At 71.7% G+C, this 20,829-nt stretch carries 15 protein-coding genes, 1 tRNA gene and 1 pseudogene; 10 read left to right on the top strand and 7 right to left on the bottom strand.

Annotated elements, in window-relative coordinates:
• The first annotated feature begins 32 nt into the window (after positions 1-32).
• A complete protein-coding gene (locus tag AB0K14_RS29395; protein ID WP_360446704.1) occupies positions 33-2,105 on the top strand; it encodes an EAL domain-containing protein in 2,073 nt (690 codons plus the stop codon).
• A gap of 174 nt (positions 2,106-2,279) precedes the next feature.
• On the top strand, positions 2,280-2,747 hold the full coding sequence (locus AB0K14_RS29390) for a DUF417 family protein (protein ID WP_360446706.1): 468 nt from the start codon (positions 2,280-2,282) through the stop codon (positions 2,745-2,747).
• Positions 2,748-2,787: 40 nt separating this feature from the next.
• On the opposite strand, the gene AB0K14_RS29385 is transcribed toward AB0K14_RS29390, so the two are convergent.
• Positions 2,788-3,543 carry a TetR/AcrR family transcriptional regulator gene (locus AB0K14_RS29385; protein ID WP_360446708.1) on the bottom strand — a complete coding sequence of 252 codons (756 nt, stop codon included), beginning with the start codon at positions 3,541-3,543 and terminating at the stop codon, positions 2,788-2,790.
• A gap of 102 nt (positions 3,544-3,645) precedes the next feature.
• Between AB0K14_RS29385 and AB0K14_RS29380 the strand changes: the two genes are divergently transcribed.
• The 3 genes from AB0K14_RS29380 to fxsT all read left to right on the top strand — a co-directional run bounded on the left by AB0K14_RS29380 (position 3,646) and on the right by fxsT (position 7,769).
• Positions 3,646-4,569: an ATP-binding cassette domain-containing protein gene (locus AB0K14_RS29380; protein WP_360446710.1), complete on the top strand. Its 924-nt coding sequence runs from the start codon at positions 3,646-3,648 to the stop codon at positions 4,567-4,569.
• Positions 4,566-5,324, top strand: coding sequence for an ABC transporter permease (locus tag AB0K14_RS29375; protein ID WP_360446712.1), 759 nt, complete (start codon positions 4,566-4,568; stop codon positions 5,322-5,324). Before AB0K14_RS29380 ends, AB0K14_RS29375 begins: the two co-directional genes overlap by 4 nt.
• A gap of 87 nt (positions 5,325-5,411) precedes the next feature.
• Complete coding sequence (gene fxsT, locus AB0K14_RS29370; protein ID WP_360446714.1) at positions 5,412-7,769, top strand: FxSxx-COOH system tetratricopeptide repeat protein; 2,358 nt, start codon at positions 5,412-5,414, stop codon at positions 7,767-7,769.
• A 3-nt stretch (positions 7,770-7,772) separates the two neighbouring features.
• On the opposite strand, the gene AB0K14_RS29365 is transcribed toward fxsT, so the two are convergent.
• Complete coding sequence (locus AB0K14_RS29365; protein WP_360446716.1) at positions 7,773-8,294, bottom strand: winged helix-turn-helix domain-containing protein; 522 nt, start codon at positions 8,292-8,294, stop codon at positions 7,773-7,775.
• 72 nt (positions 8,295-8,366) lie between these two features.
• Between AB0K14_RS29365 and AB0K14_RS29360 the strand changes: the two genes are divergently transcribed.
• Complete coding sequence (locus AB0K14_RS29360) at positions 8,367-9,737, top strand: MFS transporter (protein WP_360446718.1); 1,371 nt, start codon at positions 8,367-8,369, stop codon at positions 9,735-9,737.
• Positions 9,738-10,318: 581 nt separating this feature from the next.
• Here the strand turns inward: AB0K14_RS29360 and AB0K14_RS29355 are convergent.
• Positions 10,319-10,531, bottom strand: a pseudogene (locus tag AB0K14_RS29355) (MerR family transcriptional regulator); the annotation flags it as partial.
• Between the two features lie 139 nt (positions 10,532-10,670).
• On the opposite strand from AB0K14_RS29355, the gene AB0K14_RS29350 reads away from it, so the two are divergent.
• Positions 10,671-11,816, top strand: a complete 1,146-nt coding sequence (locus AB0K14_RS29350; protein WP_360446720.1) for an amidohydrolase family protein — start codon at positions 10,671-10,673, stop codon at positions 11,814-11,816.
• Here the strand turns inward: AB0K14_RS29350 and AB0K14_RS29345 are convergent.
• Positions 11,734-12,366 carry a helix-turn-helix domain-containing protein gene (locus tag AB0K14_RS29345; RefSeq protein ID WP_360446722.1) on the bottom strand — a complete coding sequence of 211 codons (633 nt, stop codon included), beginning with the start codon at positions 12,364-12,366 and terminating at the stop codon, positions 11,734-11,736. The genes AB0K14_RS29350 and AB0K14_RS29345 overlap by 83 nt on opposite strands.
• Positions 12,367-12,392: 26 nt before the next feature.
• Here AB0K14_RS29345 and AB0K14_RS29340 point away from each other — a divergent pair, with 26 nt between their 5' ends.
• Complete coding sequence (locus AB0K14_RS29340; RefSeq protein WP_360446724.1) at positions 12,393-13,085, top strand: hypothetical protein; 693 nt, start codon at positions 12,393-12,395, stop codon at positions 13,083-13,085.
• Positions 13,086-13,156: 71 nt separating this feature from the next.
• Here the strand turns inward: AB0K14_RS29340 and AB0K14_RS29335 are convergent, their stop codons facing one another.
• Together AB0K14_RS29335 and AB0K14_RS29330 are read right to left on the bottom strand one after the other, a co-directional pair.
• A complete protein-coding gene (locus AB0K14_RS29335; RefSeq protein ID WP_364339336.1) occupies positions 13,157-13,402 on the bottom strand; it encodes a three-helix bundle dimerization domain-containing protein in 246 nt (81 codons plus the stop codon).
• Positions 13,403-13,696: 294 nt separating this feature from the next.
• Positions 13,697-13,771 (bottom strand) — tRNA-Arg (locus AB0K14_RS29330).
• Between the two features lie 26 nt (positions 13,772-13,797).
• On the opposite strand from AB0K14_RS29330, the gene AB0K14_RS29325 reads away from it, so the two are divergent.
• The gene (locus tag AB0K14_RS29325) at positions 13,798-15,426 is read left to right on the top strand and encodes an SDR family oxidoreductase (protein WP_360446728.1); all 1,629 of its coding nucleotides are present in this window, start codon (positions 13,798-13,800) and stop codon (positions 15,424-15,426) included.
• 43 nt (positions 15,427-15,469) lie between these two features.
• Positions 15,470-16,384, top strand: coding sequence for a cation diffusion facilitator family transporter (locus tag AB0K14_RS29320; protein WP_360446730.1), 915 nt, complete (start codon positions 15,470-15,472; stop codon positions 16,382-16,384).
• 56 nt (positions 16,385-16,440) lie between these two features.
• Here AB0K14_RS29320 and AB0K14_RS29315 read toward each other — a convergent pair whose 3' ends face one another.
• Entirely contained in the window at positions 16,441-20,706 is a 4,266-nt protein-coding gene (locus AB0K14_RS29315; RefSeq protein ID WP_360446732.1) for a GH92 family glycosyl hydrolase, read from the bottom strand.
• Between the last annotated feature and the right edge of the window lie 123 nt (positions 20,707-20,829).

The following is a 20,829-nucleotide window of genomic DNA, read 5'->3' as shown; positions in this document are numbered from 1 at the left end:
CCATGCCACCACCCGAACGTGGTCGCGATCTCTTGGCACGGAAGTGGTCGTACCTGCTCAGCGGAGTCGTCGTCATCGCGCTGGGCAGGAACGAACTCGACCGTGAAATGCGCGACCGCCTCGACGAGCTGTGCGCCGCGGTGCACGACGAGTCGTCCACCGAGCGGTCCTCGGCCCGGCGGGCCGAGCGGATCGGCGAACAGCTCGTCGGACTCGGCTACGTCACCGAGGACGGCTTGCGCGTCACCCTCGACGTGCTCGGCAAGGGCCTGCTCGCGCTGCCGGAGTTCCAGCCCGTCGAGCGCTACGCCAGGGGAATCGTCACGGTCCTCGGCTCGATGTCGTCCGGGTTCCTCGCGGCCAGCAGGCGGGCGGTGTTCGAGCAGCAGGAGTCCATGCAGCTGTCGCTGCTCAAGGCGGTGCGCGACGCGCAGTGGAACCTGAGGGAGAGCGAGTCGCGGTTCGAGGAGGTCGCCACGTCGTCCGCCAGCGGGATCCTGGTGGTCGACCTGGACGGGCGACTGGTGCGGGCCAACGCCGCGATCGGCGACATCCTCGGGTACACGACCGAGGAGCTGACCGGCTTCGCCCTGGACGAGCTCGTGCACCCCGACTCGGCCCGCGTCCTCGCCGAGGCGATGCGGGCGCTGGTGGACGGCAGGCAGGAACGGGTCCGGCAGCCCCAGCGGTTGCTGCGCAAGGACGGCGACGTCGCGCGGATCTCGTTGACGGTGTCGCTGGTGCGGGGCGCCGACGACCAGCCGGGGCACTTCGTCGCCGTGGTCGAGGACGGCACCGAGCTGATGCTGCTGCAGTCCGAGCTGAACCGGCAGGCGCTGCACGACGTGTCGACCGGGCTGCCGAACCGGCAGTACTTCACCACCCACCTGGAGAGCGCGCTGCGCCGGGCCGACCCGGTGCGGGGCGTCAGCCTGTTCCACCTCGACGTCGACGCGTTCGGGATGGTGTGCAACAGCCTCGGCCGGCAGGCCGGTGAACGGCTGCTCGTGCACGTGTCGCAGCGGCTGAAGGCCGCGGTGGCGCGGGAGAAGGCGATGATCGCCCGGTTCGACGGCGACGAGTTCGCCATCCTGGTCGAGAACACCGCCACCACGCCGGACGTCGCCACCACCGTGGCCGACCTCAACCGCGAGCTCTCGGAGCCGGTGTACTTCGACGAGCGCGGCTTGGCCGTGTCGGTCAGCGTCGGCGTGGTGCGCCGACCGTCGCCGGACTGGGGTCCCGCGGAGGTGATGCGCGCCGCGGAGCAGGCGTTGCGGCAGGCCAAGTCGGACGGTCGCGGCCAGTGGGAGCTGTACCACCCCGGGCAGGACGCGGCCGTGCGGCGGGTGGACGAGCTCGCCGTGGCCATGCCCGGCGCGTGGGAGCAGGGCGAGGTCGACGTGCGGTACCGGCCGGTGGTCGACCTGGCCGGGCGTGCGCTGGTCGGCGTGGACGCGGGGCTGCACTGGGACCGCGGGGACGAGTCGCTGGACCACTCCACGTGCGCGGCGTTGGCGGAGCGGACCGGGTTGATCCTGTCGTTGGGCGAGTGGCAGTTGGCCACCGCGTGCGGCCAGGTGAGGTGGTGGGGCCAGCGCTCGGGGCGGCCCACCGTGCCGCTGCACGTGGGCTTGACCAAGCACCAGTCGCTCGACGGCGACCTGGTCCGCCGGGTGCGGCGGGTGCTCGACGACACCGGCCTGCCCGCGTCGCGGTTGACGATCGGGATGCCGGTGGCGGTATCGGCGGAGTCCGACGCCGTGGACAACCTGACCGTGCTGGCGGAGCTGGGCGTCGGCACGTCGCTGGACGACTTCGGGCTCGGCCCGGACGACCTGGCGGTGGCCGCGGAGCTGCCGGTCAGGTCGGTGCGGGTGGCGCGGCGGCTGGTCGAGCGGCAGGCGCGGGGCGAGGCGGAGTTCCTGGCGGACCTGGTGCCGTTGGCCCGACGGGCCGGCGTCGAGGTGCTCGTCGACGGGCTGGCGACGCGTGAGCAGGCCGAGTGGTGGCGCGCCGCGGGCGTGGTCGCCGGCACGGGCTCGTTCTTCGGCGACCCGATGCCCGCGGGTGCGTTCGACAACCCGATCGAATGGTACGACTAGCGGTACGAACAGCCGCCATCTGGGACGGCTTGGAATCGGCCCTTCACACCGCGTTTCCTTACCGTTACAGTTCTGGGAGCGCTCCCAGTCCAGTTCCGGTCAGTGTGGACCACGCGACGGGCGGCCTCCGGCAGGCAGGTCGACGTGGTCCCGCTCGCGAAGGAAGTGATGTGGATGACGGAACTCTCGTCCCGTCCGGATGCGCCCGCTAACGCCTTGCGGACGCTGAGCATCCCCCTCCTGCGGGGTTCGCTCGGCGTGGTCTTCGTCTGGTTCGGCGCCCTCAAGGTGGCCGGCACGACGCCCGTGGCCGAGTTGGTCGCGCAGACCGTCCCGTGGCTCGACCCGGGCGTCTTCGTGCTCACGCTCGGAGTGGTGGAAGTGGCGCTGGGGATCGCCCTGGTGGTGGGTCGCCGGTTGCGCTGGGTGGCGTTGCTGGTGGTGCTCCACCTCGTCGGCACGTTCTCCACGCTCGTCGTGCAGCCGTCCGTCGCGTTCCAGACGGGCAACCCGCTGCTGTTGACCATGACCGGCGAGTTCGTGGTCAAGAACCTGGTCCTGATCACCGCGGGCCTCGCGGTCATGTCGGCCGACGCACCCGTGCGGCAGCGGGTGGCGCGGGCCGGGTCGCGCCGGCGGTGATCCCGGGTGCTGCGGGGCCCCGACCGGCCCCGCAGCACCGTCACCGCGGGTCGCCGCGCCGGGCGAGGTACGCGGCCACGCCGTCGAAGTAGAGGTTCAGGCCGAACGCGAAGTCGGCGTCGACCTCCTGGTCGTCGAGCAGGTTGTCCAGGTCGAACACGCCGGCGTCGACCACCCGGCCGAGCGCGGGCATCCGCCGCGGGTCGACCACCAGCCGCAACGCCCGCGCGTACGCCCGCCCGAACGCCTCGGGGTTCTCCTGGAACCCCGCCGCCAGCTCCGCGGTCAACCGCACCTCGCCGTGCACGAACGTCAGCAGCCCCATCACCACGCCGACCTTCTCGTCCTCCCGCAGCGGTGTGGCGGCCAGCGCGGTCAGCGCGCGGTCGAACCACGCCAGGTTCCTCGGCCCGAGCGGCGGCCCGTCCATCGGGATCCGGGCGTACCACGGGTGCTTGCGCAGCGTGGCGAGCACGCTGTGCGTCCACACCGTGAGCCCCTCGCGCCAGTCGCCGTGCGCGGGCAGTTCCGGCGGGTCGTCCAACGCGGCGTCGGCCATCAGCTTGAGCAGCGCGTCCTTGCTGTCCACGTGCCGGTAGAGCGCCATCGTCGAGTTGCCGAGCTCCTGGGCCACCCGCGCCATGGACACCGCACCGAGCCCCTCGGCGTCGGCGACCGCGATCGCCGCCCGGGTGATCTCGCCGACCGTGAGCGCCGGTTTGCGGCCACGTCGCGGTGTCTCGCGCAGGCCCCAGAGCAGGGCGATCTCCGCCGGTAGGCGGTCTTCCTCGGTCATCTCCACCCTCTCGTCGCCGCGCCGACCGAGTCTAGGGCTTCCGCCGGTAACTGCGTATGAGCTACGCTTTTTAGCGTACCTGATACACATAAGGGGGCAGTGATGATCGTCGAGGCGACCGGCCTGCGCAAGGCGTACGGCTCGACCGCGGTGCTGGACGGGATAGACCTGGAGGTCGCCGAGGGGTCGGTCTTCGCGTTGCTCGGTCCCAACGGCGCGGGCAAGACGACCACCATCCGGATCCTGTCCACGCTGACGCGCCCGGACGGCGGGCAGTTGCGGGTGGCCGGGTTCGACGTGGTCCGCGAGCCGGCCAAGGTGCGCGGCGTGATCAGCCTGACCGGCCAGTACGCCGCCGTGGACGCCGAGCAGACCGGCCGGGAGAACCTGGTCATGGTCGGCCGGCTCATGCACCTGGGCCGGTCGGCGGCCAAGGTCCGCGCCGCCGAGCTGCTGGAGCGGTTCGACCTCGTCGCCGCGGGCGACCGCCGGGTCAAGACCTACTCCGGCGGCATGCAACGGCGGCTGGACCTGGCGATGAGCCTGGTCGCGGCGCCGAAGGTGATCTTCCTGGACGAGCCGACCACCGGCCTGGACCCGGCCAGCCGCACGACCATGTGGGACGCCATCCGGGACCTGGTCCGCACCGGCACCACGATCTTCCTCACCACCCAGTACCTGGAGGAGGCCGACCGCCTCGCCGACCGGATCATGGTGCTGGACCGGGGGAAGGTGGCCGCCCACGGCACCGCGGACGACCTCAAGGCGAGGGTCGGCGGCGACCGGCTCGACCTGCGCTTCACCTCCGCCGCCGCGCTCGACGCGGCGACCGCGTTGCTCGGCGGCTTCAGCGACCACGAGCGGCTCGTGCTCAGCGTGCCGTCCGACGGCACCGCGACGCACCTGCACACCGTGCTGGACGACCTGCGCGCCGCCGCCGTCGTACCGGCCCAGGTCTCCTCGCACCGCCCGACCCTCGACGACGTCTTCCTCGCCCTCACCGCCCGGGAAGGGGTGCCCGCATGAGCCACGCGATCACCGACTCGATGACCATGATCGGCCGCAGCATCAGGCTGGGCAGGCGCAACGTCGACACGCTGATCATGTCCATCGTCCTGCCGCTGCTGATGATGGCCCTGTTCGTGTACGTCTTCGGCGGCGCGATCAACACCGGCACCGGCTACATCAACTACGTGGTGCCCGGCATCATCCTGCTGTGCACCGGTTACGGCGCCGCGGCCACCGCGATGTCCGTGGCCGACGACATGACCAGCGGCATGATCGACCGGCTGCGCTCCATGCCGATCCGCAGCTTCGCCGTGCTGACCGGGCACGTGACCGCGAGCCTGGCCCGCAACGCCCTGTCCACCACCATCGTGGTGGGCGCGGCGATCGCGATGGGGTTCCGCCCGTCCGCGTCCCTGTCGGAGTGGGTGGCGGTGGCCGGGCTGCTCCTGCTCTACGTGCTGGCGCTGTCCTGGCTGGCGGCGGGGTTGGGCGCGGTGGCGAAGTCGGTCGAGTCGGCCAGCGCGTTGAGCTTCTTCATGCTGTTCCTGCCCTACCTGAGCAGCGCGTTCGTGCCGACGAACACCATGCCGTCGTTCCTGCGGGGCGTGAGCGAGCACCAGCCGATCACGCCCGTCATCGAGACCGTGCGCGGCCTGCTCACCGGCACGCCGATCGGCGACCAGGGCTGGATCGCGACCGCCTGGTCGGTGGGCCTGCTGCTCGCCTCGTTCGTCCTGGCCACCGCCCTCTACCGGCGTCGCGTCAACGACTGAACGCCCCCGCCGCCCCGGCAACCGCGCAGTCACGGTCCACTGTGGACCTCGCGGGTCCGGGGCGGCCGGCACGGTTAGCATCGGCGCATGCCGGACAACTCCGGAGTGCCGCGCCGGGTCTTCATCAGCCACACCTCCGAGCTGCGCCGCTACCCGGCAGGCACGTCGTTCGTGGCCGCCGTCGAATCCGCGATCACCCGTGCGGGTGACGTGGTCTCGGACATGCGGTACTTCGCCGCCCGGGACGAGCAGCCGGAGCAGGTGTGCCGCGACGCGGTGGCCGCCGCCGACGTCTACGTGCTGCTGGCCGGTTTCCGCTACGGCTCCCCGGTGCGGGGCCGGCCGGAGCTGTCCTACACCGAACTGGAGTACGAGGCCGCGGGCGACGCGGGACTACCCCGGCTGGTGTTCCTGCTGCACGACGAGGCGGAAGGTCCGGCCGGTCTGTTCCGCGACCCGCAGCACGGCGCGCGGCAGGAGGGTTTCCGCGAGCGCCTGCGCGACAGCGGCGTCACCGCGGCCACGGTCTCGTCACCGGCCGAGGCGGAGACCGCCGTCTACCAGGCCCTGACCGAACTGCGCCGCCCGCACGGCCCGTCCGCCCGCGTGTGGAGCATCCCCGCCCGCCTGGCCCGCTTCACCGGCCGCGGGCAACTGCTGGACGACCTCCGCAACGCGCTCCTGTCCCGCGTGCCCACGGTGGTGCAGGCCGTGCACGGCATGGGCGGCGTCGGCAAGACCACCACGGCCATCGAACACGCCCACCGCCACGCGGACGAGTACGACATCGCCTGGTGGGTCCCGTCCGGAGCAGCCGAGCTGATCCCGGACCGGTTGGCCGAGCTGGCGAGGGCCCTGCGCCTGGCCGACCCCACCGAAACGGCCGACATCGCGATAGCCCGACTGCTGGGGGAGCTCCGCACCCGCGACCGCTGGCTCGTCATCTTCGACAACGCCGAGGACCCGGCCGCGCTCACCGAGTACCTGCCCACCGGACCCGGTCACGTGGTGATCACGTCCCGCAACCCCGACTGGACCGACATCGCGCACCCCCTGGGCGTCGCCGAGTTCACCAGAGCGGAGTCGGTCCGCCTGCTGCGCGAACGCGCACGGCTGACGGAGTCGGACGCGGACCGGATCGCCGAGGCGCTGGGCGACCTGCCGCTGGCCGTCGACCAGGCCGCCGCGCTGCTGGCCGACACCAACATCACCGCCGAGACCTACCTGGCCCTGCTGGCCGAGCGGACCCACGACCTCCTCGCCCGGGGGCAGACCTCGGCGGCTGCCTCGTGGACGGTGGCGCTGGACCGCCTCGCTGCCGACGACCCGGCCGCGGCGCAGCTGCTCACCCTGATCTCCTGGCTGGCACCTGAGCCGGTGCCGTTGACCATGATCGCCGAACAGCGCGAGCACCTCTCCGGCCCGCTCGCGACCGTCGTCGCCGACCCGCTCGCGCTCGCCGCCACGCTGGGGACCATCCGCCGCCGCGCCATGGCCCGCGTCAGCCCCGACAGCCTGCACCTGCACCGGGTGCCGGCCGCGCTGTTGCGCGCTCGATCGGAGCAGAGCTGGGCCGACGTCGCGCTCCGAGTCGTGTTCGCCGCCGCACCCGGAGATCCGTGGAACAACCCGGCGCAATGGCCGGTCTGGCGGCAACTCCTACCGCACGTGCTGACCGCGGCCGACCTGGGGCGGGACGTCGACCTCGTCCTGGAGCTGGTGGAGCGGGCCGCGTCGTACCTGCGCAGCCGGGGTGAACCCGGTCAGGCGCTGCCGCTGCACGAACGCATCCACGAGATGCTCCGCACGCGGCACGGCGACGACCACCGGAGAACTCTCGCGTCCGCTCGCAACCTCGCGAACTGCCTCTCCGACGTCCGCGACTACCAGCGCGCCCGTGAGCTGCACGAGACGACGTTGGCGCGCAGCAGGGCGGTGCTCGGCGAGCACGACGCGCACACCATGAACTCGATGAACGACCTCGCGACGGTGATGTGGAGGATGCACGAGTTCGAGGCCGCCCGCGCACTGGGGGAGGAGGTCCTGGCCTACCGGCGGAGCGTGTCGGGCCAGGACGACGCGAGCACCCTCGTGGCGGCGAACAGCCTGGCGAACATCCTCCGGGGACTGGGCGAGGGGGAGCTCGCGCGGGAACTGCACGAGGACACCTTCACCCGTCGCCGCAGGCTCTTGGGCGAGGACCACCCCGACACCCTCGCGTCCGCGAACAACCTCGGGTTCGCCCTGCAAGTGCTCGGCGAGTTCGAACGGGCTCGCGAGCTGCACGAGGACACGCTGGCACGTTGCCAACGGGTGCTGGGCGAAGGGCACCCGCAGGCGCTGCAGTCGGCCGGGAACCTGGTCAACACCCTGCGCGGCTTGGGCGAGCACGAGCGGGCCGACGCCTTGCAGAGCCGGACCGAGGAGCTCAGGCGCGACCCGTGAGCGCTACTCCTTCAGCCGGTGCACGACGACGAACCCGCCGTGCAGCGGCAGGTGCCGGCGTTGCTCGTCGGTGGCCACGTACTCGTCCAGCACGGCGCTGATCCGGCGGTCCAGCTCGACCACGTCCTCCGGCGACAGGTGCAGCGCGAACCGGGCGTAGGTCCGCACCGACTCGGGCCCGGCCTCCCGCAACTCCTCCTGGAACGCCTCCAGCGGCGCCGTGCTCGGTACCGGCCCGCTGTCGGCCAGCGGGCCGTCCAGCCACCACGACACCCCGGTCGACCGGTAGGGCTTCTCCAACGCCCCGCCGGCGCCCGTGCGCACCTCGCCCGGCTCCAGGAAGCCCGCCGACGCCAGCTGCCGCACGTGGTAGAGCACGGTTCCCGGGTCGCGGCCCAACCGCTCGGCCAACTGCTTGTTGGTCAACTCCTGCTGCGCGCACAGCCGCACGATCCGCAGCCGCAACGGGTGGGCCAGCGCTTTCGTCTCCTCGACCGTCGCCGGGCGCCGTCGCCGATCAGCCATGCGCACAACTTAGCCGACCGGTGGACCACTCCATCGATGGAGAAAAATCCATCGATGTGCGATCCTCGACCGGTGGCATCGACGACACCCCTGGGCACGGCCTTCTGGCGCCTCTGGGCGTCGTCCGGCGTGTCGAACCTCGCCGACGGCACGTTCAAGGTGGCCCTGCCGCTGGTCGCGATCCAGACCACCCGCGAACCGACGTTGATCGCGGGCCTGGCGTTCGCCCTGACCCTGCCGTGGCTGGTCTTCGCGCTCCCGGCGGGCGCGCTGGTCGACCGCCTCGACCGCCGCCGCACCATGCTCCGGGCCAACGCCACCAGGGCGTTCCTGCTGGCAGTCCTCGCCGCCGCGGTGGCGTTCGGCTGGACGGACATCTGGCTCCTGTACGCGATCGCGTTCGCCGCGGGCGTCGCCGAGACGCTCTACGACACCTCGGCCCACTCCCTGCTGCCGCAGCTGGTCGACCGCGATCGCCTGCCCCGCGCCAACGCCCGCCTGTTCGCCGTGGAGCTCACCGCCAACGAGTTCGTCGGCCCACCGCTGGCCGGTCTGCTGGTCGCCGCGGGCGCGTTGGCCGCCTTCACCGCGCCCGCCGCGCTCTGGCTGGTCGCGCTGGCCGCCCTGTGGTCGGTCCGGGGCACGTTCAAGATCCACCGCGAGCACCGCACCACCCTGCGTGCCGACATCGCGGAAGGCCTGCGGTTCCTGGTCCGCCACCGAGTGCTGCGCAGCCTCGCCGTCATGGTGGGCCTCTTCAACGTAGCCAACACCGCGTCGGGCGCGGTCCTCGTCCTGTACGCCGTGGGCCCGGCATCGGCGATGGGACTGACCGGGCAGCTCTTCGGCCTGCTCCTCACCACCACGGCCATCGGCAGCCTGGTCGGGTCCCTGGCCGCCGAACGCGTGATCGCCAAGCTGGGTCGCGGGCGTTCCCTGGCGGTCGGGTTCACCGCCGGGACGCTGATGGTCGCGGCACCGGCGGTGACCGCCGACCCGTACGCGGTCGCGGCCGCGTTCACGGTCGCGGGCGGCGGGATCGCGGTGCTCAACGTGGTCGCGGTCTCGTTGCGGCAGCACATCACCCCGGACCGCCTGCTCGGCCGCGTCAACAGCGCCTACCGCCTGGTCGCCTGGGGCACGATGCCGCTGGGTGCGGCGATCGGCGGCGCGCTGGCCCACGCGTTAGGCCTGCGCGCCGTCTTCGTGATCATGACCGCGGTCTCGCTCGTGACGCTCGTCGGCCTGACCGCCGTCACCGACCGGAAGATCGCCGTGTCGGATGGCGCCGACGCGACCCCGCGGGTGGCGCGGGATCGGGAGACGCACGACCAACCGGCGCCGGTTGCGTCGTGGGCCAATGCCCGGAGGAACCAGGTGAACGCCGGAGCCGTGCTCTCCGGCGGGCCCCACCCGTTCACCACGGCCAGCAGTCGCAGGTAGCGCTCGCGGCGCGGGTCCTCGGCGGCGTGGAGCAACGCCGCCAGCCGTTCGACCGGCACGGTCGGCAGCCGGGCCAGGACCGCGGCGACCACCCGACCGGCCTGCGCCGACGTCGGCTCGACGGCCGCGGCCAACGCCGGGCCCACCGCGTCGCGGACCACCGCCGCCGGATCGGGCCGCAGGCCATCGCGGACCAGGACGTGGTGCTCGGCCAGCCGTCGCACGGCCGCCCGGAAACCCGGGTCCTGCGCGAGCCGCGCCAACTCGACCCAGGCCTCGACCTGCGCCGGCTCCGGCTGCTCGGGCAACTCCGGCGTCAAGGACCGCACGATCCCCGCGAAGGCGGGATCATCCGCCAGTTCCCCGAACGCGCCGTCGAGGAACTCGTCGACGAGCTGCCGGCGACCGTCCTCGGAAAGCTTGGCCAGTCTGTGCATGAGACCCATCTCCTCGGGGCCGGCACCGCGCTCGGCCACGGCCACCAGCACCGCCCGGCGCAACCGCAGCACGCCGATCTGCGCCGCCAGCGCGTCCGCGTGCGCCGCCGCGACCTCCGCCACCGTGAGCTCGCGGTCCAGCACCCGCCGGATCGTCGGCAGGTCCAGTCCCAGCTCGCGCAACGTCCGCAGCAGGTCGAGGCGGGCGACGGCGTCGTGGCCGTAGAGCCGGTAACCGGCCGGGCTGCGACCGGACGGCGGCACGATCCCCGCGTCGGAGTAGAACCGGATCGCCTTGACCGTCAACCCGGTCCGCCGAGCCAGCTCACCGATCGTGCAGACCGCGTCGCCGTCCATGCGCACCACCCTCGTGCCTCCCCCTACCGGAGACTCAAGCCGGTTCCCCGTGGCGCGAGTCCACCGGATTGTCGGTGTCGGGTGGGACGCTGCCCCCGCGCGGATCGCTCGGCCGTAGAACGGGGGTGCCGTGGTGGTAGTGCGGATTCGTGGTCGTGCCCTCCCGCACGGAGAGCACGTCGACCTCTACGCCGACGGCGACCGGTGGACCACCGACCCGGTCCCGAACGCCGAGCTGGTGGCCGAGGGGTGGCTGCTGCCGGGGTTGGTCGACGCGCACACCCACCCCGGCGCCGAGGCGCCCGGCGCTCCGCTCGACCACGCGATGCTGCGCGAGCACCTCCGGCAGCACGTCGACGCCGGCGTGACCCTGATCCGCGCGCCCGGCCTGGCCGGCGACCCGCCGCCGTGGTTCGGCGTCGACCCCGACACGCCGCGCGCCCGGCACGCCGGTCCGTGGTTGGCGCAGCACGACCAGTTCCTCGACGGCTGGGGACGTCGGGCCGACCACGACGAACTGCCCGCGCTCGCCGCGGCCCAGGCCGCGCGCACCGGTTGGGCCAAGGTCATCGGCGACTGGGGTCCCGCCGGCGAACCGGTCCCGCTCGACGTGCTGACCGCCGTGGTGCGGGCGGTGCACGCGGTGGGAGGGCGCGTGGCGGTGCACACCCAGCAGGCCGCGGGTGGCGAGGTCGCCGTGGCGGCGGGCGTCGACTCGGTCGAGCACGGCATGTGCCTGGACCCGGAGCTGCTCGCGCGCATGGCCGAGCAGGGCACCGCGTTGACGCCGACGTTGTCGATCTTCGAGCGGACGTTGCCGGAAGTGCGCGGCAGACCGGACAGCCCCGGCAAGCGGTGGTACCTGCGGGGCGCGCAGGCCCACGCACCGCTGGTCGCCGCCGCGGCCGAGGCGGGCGTCCGGGTGCTGGCGGGCACGGACTCGCTGCCGCACGGCCGGATCGTCGACGAGGTCCGCGCCCTCGTCGCGGCCGGGATGCGCGCCCACGACGCCCTGGCCGCCGCTTCCTGGGACGCCCGCTCGTACCTCGGGCTGCCCGGCCTGGCGCCGGGCGCGCCCGCCGACGCCGTGGTCTACGCCGAGGACCCGCGCGCGGACCTCGACCAGCTGGCCCACCCGATCGCGGTGATCCTGCGCGGCCGACCCGTGCGCGTCGACGGGAAGTGGCTCGCCACCCGGGCCCTCACCGACCCAGGAGCTCACGGGCCAGCGCCGCACCCCACCACCGCTCGACCCGGTCCGGGGTCCAACCCCGTTCGACGGTGAGCGTGGTGTAGACGTCGATGTTGCACAGCGCCGCGTAGACGTCGACGGCCGACGGCACGTCCAACCCCTCCCGCAGCACCCCGTCCGGCCAGGACGAGAACACCTGGACGCGGGTGTCGTCGCCACGCCGGCGGCCCTCGTCGTACGCCGCCGCCAACTCCGGCTCCGTCCGCCCGGCCTCGCGCACCAGCGCGATCACGTCCCCCGACCGCTCGAACAGCCGCCGGTCGTACGCCGCCATCGCCGCGAGCTGCCGTTCCGGTTCGCCCGACGCGTCCTCCAGTTCGGCCACCATCTCCGTGATGTCGGCGGACGTCGTGGCCGCGTCGGCGACCGCCCGCACGAGCCCCGCCTTGTCCCCGTAGGCCGCGTAGACCGTCGGCACGGACACCTGCGCCTCCTCGGCCACCGCGCGCACGGTCGTCGCCGCCCAGCCCTTGGTGACGAACAGGCGGCGAGCCGCACGAGCGATCTCGACCCGCGTCTCCTGCGCCTGCGCCACCCGCCGCAACGAGTCGTAACGACGCTTGCCCGTCCCGCCCACACCCACCTCTTGCCGTCCTCTATATTGAATATATGCCGCGTAAAACGAATGCGGTCGGTGCGCCGACCAGGCCGTTCGTCCGCATCGCCGGGTTCGCCGGCCTGGGCTTCGCCTCCCTGATCGTCCTGGCCAACGCCATCATGGTGCCCACCGGCCCACCTCGAACCGGCGCCGGCACCGCGGACGTCGTCGCGTACTTCTCGGGCAACCAAGCCACCGTCGGTCTGTCATCCGCCCTGACGCCGACGGCCTGGGCCCTGTCCACCCTCTTCGCCGCGGGTGTCGTGGTGGCAACCCGGCAGTCCGACCGGGATCGGGGCGAGGCCTGGTCCCTCGTCGGCTTCGCCGGTGTCCTGCTCCAGAACGGCACCTTCGCCGCCGTGATCGCCCTGCGCCTCGCCCTACCGCCGACCACCCGAACCGCCCCGGACGCCACCGGCGCCCTCTGGTCCCTGCACGACACCCTGTTCACCCTGAACGGCGTCTTCCTGGCCATGGCGCTCGTGGGCCTGTCCATCAGCGGCCGCCACGCCAACCTGATCCCCCGGTGGCACGCCACCCTGGGCCACCTCGCGGCCACCCTCCTCTTCACCTCCGCCACCCTCACCCCGCTGATCACCGCCGCCCCAGGTCCCCTGGGCCTGCTCGGCCTGGGCGGCTGGCTCCTGTGGGTGGCCTGGATCGTCGTCTACGCCACCACCCTGATCCGCCGACCGCACCACTAGCCGGACAACCGGCGCACCACTCTCCACAATGGACGTCCCGTGTGACCGGACATGGGTGGTGTCGCCACTGTTCAGGGCGTTGCCTGCAACCTGTTCTGCGCCGACCGGGCGGCCAGGATCGGCAGGAAGCGGTGCACCTTGGCTTGACGGGCGAGTCGCTGGTAGGCGTCGGTCACGGCCTCGCGGACGTCCTGGTAACCGATCCGGCCCGCCAACCTGCGGGTCAATTCCTCGGCGGCCTGGTCCAGCTGGACCTCGACCGGGGCATGCAGTCGGCGGGGGTCACGCACCTCGTGCCCCTTGAGCTCGTCCACCATCGAATCCCTCCGACTACGTGAGGAAAACCGGACAACCGCTGCGGGATCGACCGCAACGTTGAACGAACGACCAATCCAGTCTGGACTTCCGGCGAACGGATACCCATCATCCAGCGCGCGAACACCGGGCGCCCGCCACAACCGCCGCCAAGCCCTCCCCGCCGAACGGCGTCCACCCACTCCCGCCACCGGGCGGCACGATCGTCCAGCGGGCTGACCGGAAACGGCCCGACGCACAAGTAAGCCCTTGACCGCGGTTGCGCTGGTCAAGGGCCTTGTCGTGCTGGTGAGAGATGGTGCCCCCGGCAGGATTCGAACCTGCGCACCCGCCTCCGGAGGGCGGTGCTCTATCCCCTGAGCTACGGGGGCCGCAGCTACGGGAGGAAGCTTAGCGCATGTCCGCCAGGTGGTTTCACCGCCTACCCTCGTTGGTTGTGGACCTGGGGCGTGAGTGGGCGGTTCGAAGTGGTGACCTGCGGATTCGGGTTCGGGAGGAGGGGGTGGACGGCGGGGTTCCCGTGGTGTTGGTGCACGGGTTCCCGGACACGTCCGACGTGTGGAACGGGGTCGTGGAGAGGTTGGGGAGGCGGTTCCGGGTCGTTCGGTACGACGTCCGGGGCAGTGGGCGGTCGGACGCGGCGGCGGGGGTGGAGGGGTACCGGGTTGAGCGGTTGGTCGAGGACCTGGCGGCGGTGGTGGGGGAGGTCGGGGGACCGGTTCACCTGGTGGGGCACGACTGGGGGTCCACGCAGGGGTGGGCGGCGGTGGCGGCTCGGCCCGACTTGTTCCTGTCGTTCACCAGTATTTCCGGGCCGGATCTGGGGCACGTCAGTGACTGGGTGAAGCGCAATCGTTTGCGGCCGGTGCGCGTGTTCGGTGTGCTCCGGCGATCGTGGTACATCGCCTGTTTCCAGGTGCCTGGGGCGGCGGAGGTGGTGTGGCGGTTGCCCTGGGTGCGGAGGAGGTTGCACGCCGGGTTGCGGGAGTTGGTCAACGGGTTGGGGTTGTACCGGGCGAACGTGGGACGCGGTCAGCCGCCGGCGGCGGTGTCGGTGCGGGTGCACCAGGTCGAGTTGACCAATGACCCGTACGTGGTGCGGCAGCACCTGGAGGCCGCCGAGCCCTGGGCGCCCCACCTGACCCGCAGTCGGCTGCACGCCGGCCACTGGGCGCCGCGGACGCACCCCGAGCAGGTCGCCCGCCACATCGAGGACGCGATCGACGGCAGGCGACGACGGCGGCTGGTCGTCATCACGGGTGCGGGCAGCGGTATCGGGCGGGCGACGGCGCTGGCCTTCGCGCAGCAGGGCGCCGAGGTGGTCGCGCTGGACGTGGACGAGGAGAGCGCCCGGGCGACGGCGGAGCAGGTCGGCGGGCACGCGTACCGGCTCGACGTGGCGGACGCGGCGGCGACACGAGAGGTGGCCGAACGGATCAAGGCGCGGCACGGGGTGCCCGACGTCGTCATGGCCAACGCGGGCATCGGGGTGGCCGGCTCGTTCCTCAAGACCTCCGAGGAGGACTGGCGGCGGGTCGTGGACGTCAACCTCTGGGGCGTCGTGCACACGTTGAGGGCCTTCGCGCCGCAGCTGGTGGACCGCGCCGAAGGCGGCCACCTGGTCGTCACGGCGTCCGCCGCGGGCTACTTCCCGACCGCCGCCCTGTCGGCGTACTCGACGACGAAGGCCGCCGTGCTCATGCTCGCCCAGTGCCTGGACGCCGAACTGCGGGAGCACGGCATCCGGGTCAGCGCCATCTGCCCCGGCATCGTGCGCACGAACATCACCAAGACCTTCACGTTCGCCGGCACCACGGGTGCCGAGCAGGACGAACAGCGGGAGAGGGCCACCAAGGCCTACCGGCTGCGGGGCTTCGGGCCGGAGAAGGTCGCGGCCGAGGTCCTCGACGCGGTGAACAAGGGCAAGACCGTGGTACCCGTGACGGTGGAGGCGAAAGCGGCGCACCTGGGCAACCGGATCGCGCCGGGCCTGGTCCGCGCAGTGGGACGGTTGTGGCGCCTCTGACACTCAGGTTGCACTCATGCGCATGTGACTATATGTTCCGGCCATGGGTCACGGACACGGCCACGGCGTGCCGTCGAGGAGCGGGAGCGCCAAGCACCTCGGCCGGCTGTGGACGGCGTTCGCCATCGGCGCGGCGTTCATGGCGGCGGAGTTCGTCGTCGGCATCGCCACCGGCTCGCTGGCCCTGATCTCCGACGCCGCCCACATGCTCACCGACGTCCTCGGCGTCGGCATGGCGCTGGCCGCCATCATGCTGGCCCGCCGCGCGAGAACGGGCGGCAGCCGCACGTTCGGCCTCTACCGGGCCGAGGTGCTGGCCGCGCTGGCCAACGCCGTGCTGCTGTTCGGCGTCGCCGGGTACGTCGTCTACGAGGCCGTCGGCCGGTTCGGCAACCCGCCCGAGGTGGCCGGCCTGCCCGTCGTCCTGGTCGCCGCGGGCGGCCTGGCCGCGAACGTCGTCTCGTTCCTGATGCTCCGAGGCGGCGCGAAGGAGAGCATCAACGTCCGCGGCGCGTACCTGGAGGTCCTCGCCGACCTGGTCGGGTCGGTCGGCGTGCTCGTCAGCGGCGCCGTCACGTTGATCTTCGGGTGGCGCTACGCCGACCCCGTCATGGGTGTCGCGATCGGCCTGTTCGTCCTCCCGCGCACCTACAAGCTGGCCGCGAGCGCGCTGCGCATCCTCTTCCAGCACGCCCCGGAACGCCTCGACGTGGCCGAGGTGCAGGCCGACCTGAACCGCGTGCCGGGCGTGGCCGAGGCGCACGACCTGCACGTCTGGACGCTCACCTCCGGCATGGAGGTCGCCTCCGTGCACCTGACGACCTGCGACGACGCCGATCCGGCGGAGGTGCTGCGCGCGGCGCAGACGCTGCTGGCCCAGCGCTACCGCATCGAGCACGCCACGCTCCAGGTCGAACCAGGAGATTCCGCGCAGAGGTGCCGCGGAATCTCCTGGTGACCCACCAGAGATGCCCGACCCGGAATGCCCGACCCGGGATGCCGGACCAGGGATGCCTACAGCTCGGCGCACTGACCGGTCTTGGGCCCGCTCACCGTGTTCGCCCAGCCGTTGTCCACCGGCGCCGGGTCGCTGCCCGTGCACGACAGCGGCCCGCCGACCGTGTTGCCGGCGACGAGCGTGCCGCCCTTGTTGTCCACCAGCCGCACCGGCCCGCCGGCGTTCACCTGCTCCAGTGACACCTCACCGGTGGTGCCGGTGACGTTCACCGGCCCGCCGACCGACGTCCCCACCAGCACGACCGCCGCCGCGCCGGTCGCGTTCACCGGGCCCTCCACCTTCCCGCCGAAGACGTACAGCGACGCGCCCGCGGCCACCGTCACCGGACCGGTCACCGTGGCCCCGTCCACGCACGTGACGCCCGACTGCACGCGCAACGGCCCGGCGTGCTCACCGGTCACCGTGGCCGAGCACGTCACGAACGGCTTGGCCAGCAGCTCGAACTCGGCCACCGTCACCGATCCCGGGAACTCCAGCCGGTAGTGCTGGTAGTGACCGGGTCGGGCGATCTTGAACGCCCGGGTCTGCTGCCGCCACGGGAACGCCTCGCCCGACCGCTCGTCCACGGTCGACCAGGCGACACCGTCGTACGAGCCCTTCAGCACCCACGCGGCCGGGTCGCCGCCCGCCTTGCCGGAGGTCAACGTGTAGTAGGTGGCGCTCTCCTTCTTCGACGGCAGGTCCACCTGCAACCACGACAGCGCACCGGACGTCTGCGAGGTGTTGTCCACCACCGAGGCCGGGGCCCCGGTCACGGTCCCGAGCAGCGTCACGTCCCGCAGCGGCGCCGGCACCTCGGCACCCTTGGTCAACGACGGCGGCGCGGCGTCCGGACCGGTGGCCCAGCGGGACGGCGCGGACCCCATCTCGAAGTCCAGCACGCCACCGGAGGCGATCTCCGCGTGCGGCAGGTAGGACTTGTCCCACTTCTTCCCGTTGACCTTCAGCGACTGCACGTAGATGTTCTCCGCCGAGTTCGCGGGCGCGTTGACCACCAGCTCGCGCCCGTTCTCCAGGTGCACGGTCAACTTCTTGAACAGCGGCGACCCGATCGCGTACGAGTCGTTGCCCATCTGCAGCGGGTAGAAGCCCATCGCGCTGAACAGCCACCACGCCGACTGCTCGCCGTTGTCCTCGTCACCGGGGTAGCCCTGGCCGATCTCGCTGCCCAGGTAGAGCCGGGACAGGATCTCGCGCACCTTCTCCTGCGTCTTCCACGGCTGACCGGCGTAGTCGTACATGTAGGTGATGTGGTGCGACACCTGGTTGGAGTGCCCCAGCTGTCCCATCCGCACGTCACGCGCCTCGGTCATCTCGTGGATGACGCCGCCGTACGAGCCGGGGAACTTCGCCGTCTCCGGCGTGGCGAAGAACTCGTCCAGCTTCTTCGCCAACCCTTCGCGACCGCCGTACAGGTTGGCCAGGCCCTGCCCGTCGTGCGGCACGGAGAACGCCATGTTCCAGCCGTCGGTCTCGGTGTAGTCGTGGCCCCACTCGCGCGGGTCGTACTCGTCGGTGGGCGCCCGCCACGTGCCGTCGGGGTTGCGGCCCTGGAAGAAGCCCGTCGAGGGGTCGAACATGTGGATGTAGTTCTGCGCCCGGTTCGAGAAGTACTCGTACGACGCCTGGTACTGCGCGTCCCCGGTCCGCTCGTGCAGCGCCTGCGCCATGTTCGCGATGCCGTAGTCGTTGACGTAGCCCTCGATCGCCCACGACATGCCCTCGCCGGTGGCGGTGGACGTGTAACCGGTGAAGATCGAGGTGTCCAGGCCCTTGCGGCCGACGCCCGCGTTCGGCGGTGCGACCGTCGCGTTCTTCACCGCCGCGTCGTAGGCGGCCTTGGCGTCGGGCAGCGGCACGCCCTTCACGAACGCGTCCGCGAACGCCACGTCGGAGCTCGTGCCGGTCATCAGGTTCGCGTAACCGGGTGACGACCAGCGCGAGATCCACCCGCCGTCCCGGTACTGCTGCACGAACCCGTCGGCGAGCTCGGCCGCGCGCTCGGGCGTGAACAGGCTGTAGGCGGGCCAGGTGGTCCGGTAGGTGTCCCAGAACCCGTTGTTGACGTAGATCCTGCCGTCCACGACCTTCGCGCCGGTCCGCGTCGGCGTGGACGGCCCGGCCGCCTGCACGGGGGAGGCGTACTGGTGCTTGGGCGCGTCGGCGGTGCCGGTGTTCTCGAAGCCCGAGTTCGGGTAGAGGTAGAGCCGGTAGAGGTTCGAGTACAGGGTGGTCAGCTGGTCCTCCGAGGCGCCCTCCACCTCGACCATGCCCAGGACCCGGTCCCACGCCTGCTGCGCGCGGTCGCGCACCGACTCGAACGTGTCCGAAGCGGACACCTCCAGCTCCAGGTTGCGCTTCGCCTGGTCGACGCCCAGCAACGACGTGGCGATCTTCATCGTCACCGTCTTGTCGCCCGAGGTGTCGAACTGGAAGAAGCCCGCCACGTCGTCCCGGCCCACGCCGGTCAGCCGACCGCTCGACCGCACCGGCTTGTCCACCACGCCGTACACGAACAGCCGGGTGGCGCCGGTCGACAGGCCGCTCTTGACGTCGGAGAAGCCCGTCACCACACCCGTGGCCGGGTCCAGGGTCAGCCCGCCGCTGTTGTTGACGTTGTCGAACACCAGGTTGGACGTGTCGTCGACGAACGTGAAGCGGAACAGCGCGGCGTGGTCGGTCGGCGCGATCTCGGTGCGCATCCCGTTCTCGAACTTCACCCCGTAGTAGTGCGCCTGCGCGGTCTCGTTCTCGTGCTTGAACGGCAGCGCGCGCACGGCCCGGTCGGCGGTCGGCGTGCCGGTGGACGGCATCACCTGGAACGTCTGCCGGTCACCCATCCACGGGCTCGGCTCGTGGCTCGCGGTGAACGCCTGCAACGTCGGCAGGTTGTCCCGGTTGTTGTTCTTCGCGTACTCGTACAGCCAGCTGATCGAGCCCGCGTTGGTCATGGGCGACCAGAAGTTGAAGCCGTGCGGCACCGCCGTGGCCGGGAAGTTGTTGCCCCGCGAGAACGAGCCGCTGGAGTTCGTGCCGCGGTTGGTCAGCACCCAGTCCGACGGCCGCGGGCGCTCGACCACCGCGGGCGCGGACTTGACCGCGATGTCGTCGATCCAGCCGTTGAACCCGGCCGGCCCGTCGGGGTTGTCGTAGGCGACCAGGATCCGCTTGATCGTCTTGCCCGCCGCGACCGCGCCGACGACCGACGCGATCCGGTTCCACTGGTTGGTGTAGAGCGACTTCGCCGCGCCCTGGCCGCGCGGTGACAGCTCGAACCCGTGCTGGTCGCGCGCGCCGAGGTCGCTGAGGTAGGTGCCGTCGGAGAACGCGAGGTCGAGCGACACGAACGTCGAGGGGTAGTTCAGGTCGTCGGTGATGAACGACGGGAAGATCAGGTAGGACAGCTCGGTGGTCGGCGTGACCGGGATGTCGACCTCGAAGACCTTGTTGTACGAGTAACCGCGCTCGGCGGCCACGTGCGTTCCCTGGTACCGCAACGCCTTCACGCCGGTGAACCCCGCGCCCGCCTTGGCGTTGTACCCGCCGTTGGCGCCCTTGCCCACGGTGGTGCGCATGTTCTGCGCGGGCGGGGTGGTGGAGCCGTCGGAGAACTGCACCTCGGCGAGCTGGACGAGGTTCACACCGCCCGCGTTCGCGGAGATGTCGAGCTGGTAGTGCTTGAACGCCTCGGTGTTGGCGGTGTCGTAGGTCTTGGTCTGGAACCGCTCGGTGAACACCTCGCCGGTGCGGGCGTCGACCGGCGTCCACGTCGTGCCGTCGTGGGAACCGCGCAGCGTCCAGTCCTTCGGGTCGCGCTCGGGCGCGTCGTTGGCCGAGGACATCGCGTAGCGCCTGACCGCGACCGGCTCGGCGAAGGTGAACCGCACCCAGCCGGTCGACGTGAAGGTGAGCCACTTGGACGACACGTTGCCGTCGACCAGGTTCTCCTTGACCTCGCCCGACCCGGAGTTCTCCGAGTTGGCCGCCACGTCGACCACGCGGTCGGTGACGTTGCCGGGGATGCCGGTCGAGTCCGAGCCGTTGACGCCCGACGTCCTGGGCGTGCCGTCCGGGCCCGTTTCCACGGTGCTGGACCAGGTCGGTTGCGGCTGGCCGTCCTCGAACGAGGTGGCGAAGAGCGTCTCGCTCACTGCTGGCTCCCCCGGTGCGGCGGTCGCGGAGGACCAGCCTCCCACGCCTCCCATCGCCAGTGCGACGGTCGAGACGACCACCAGCGATCTCCTACCCCGCATGAGCCCCATTGCGCACGCCCTTCGCCGTACCGACCCGATCTTTAGCGAAGCAAAGGGGTAGGTGACATCGTTGTCAAGTGGAGCCGGGCAAGTTGTCCGCAAGCCTGTCCGGATGCTGCTCCGATCGATCTA

The organism is Actinosynnema sp. NPDC050801 (genome assembly GCF_040673975.1).
In the GTDB taxonomy this organism is placed as follows: Bacteria; Actinomycetota; Actinomycetes; order Mycobacteriales; family Pseudonocardiaceae; genus Actinosynnema.
This window is presented reverse-complemented; position numbering and strand designations above follow the sequence as displayed.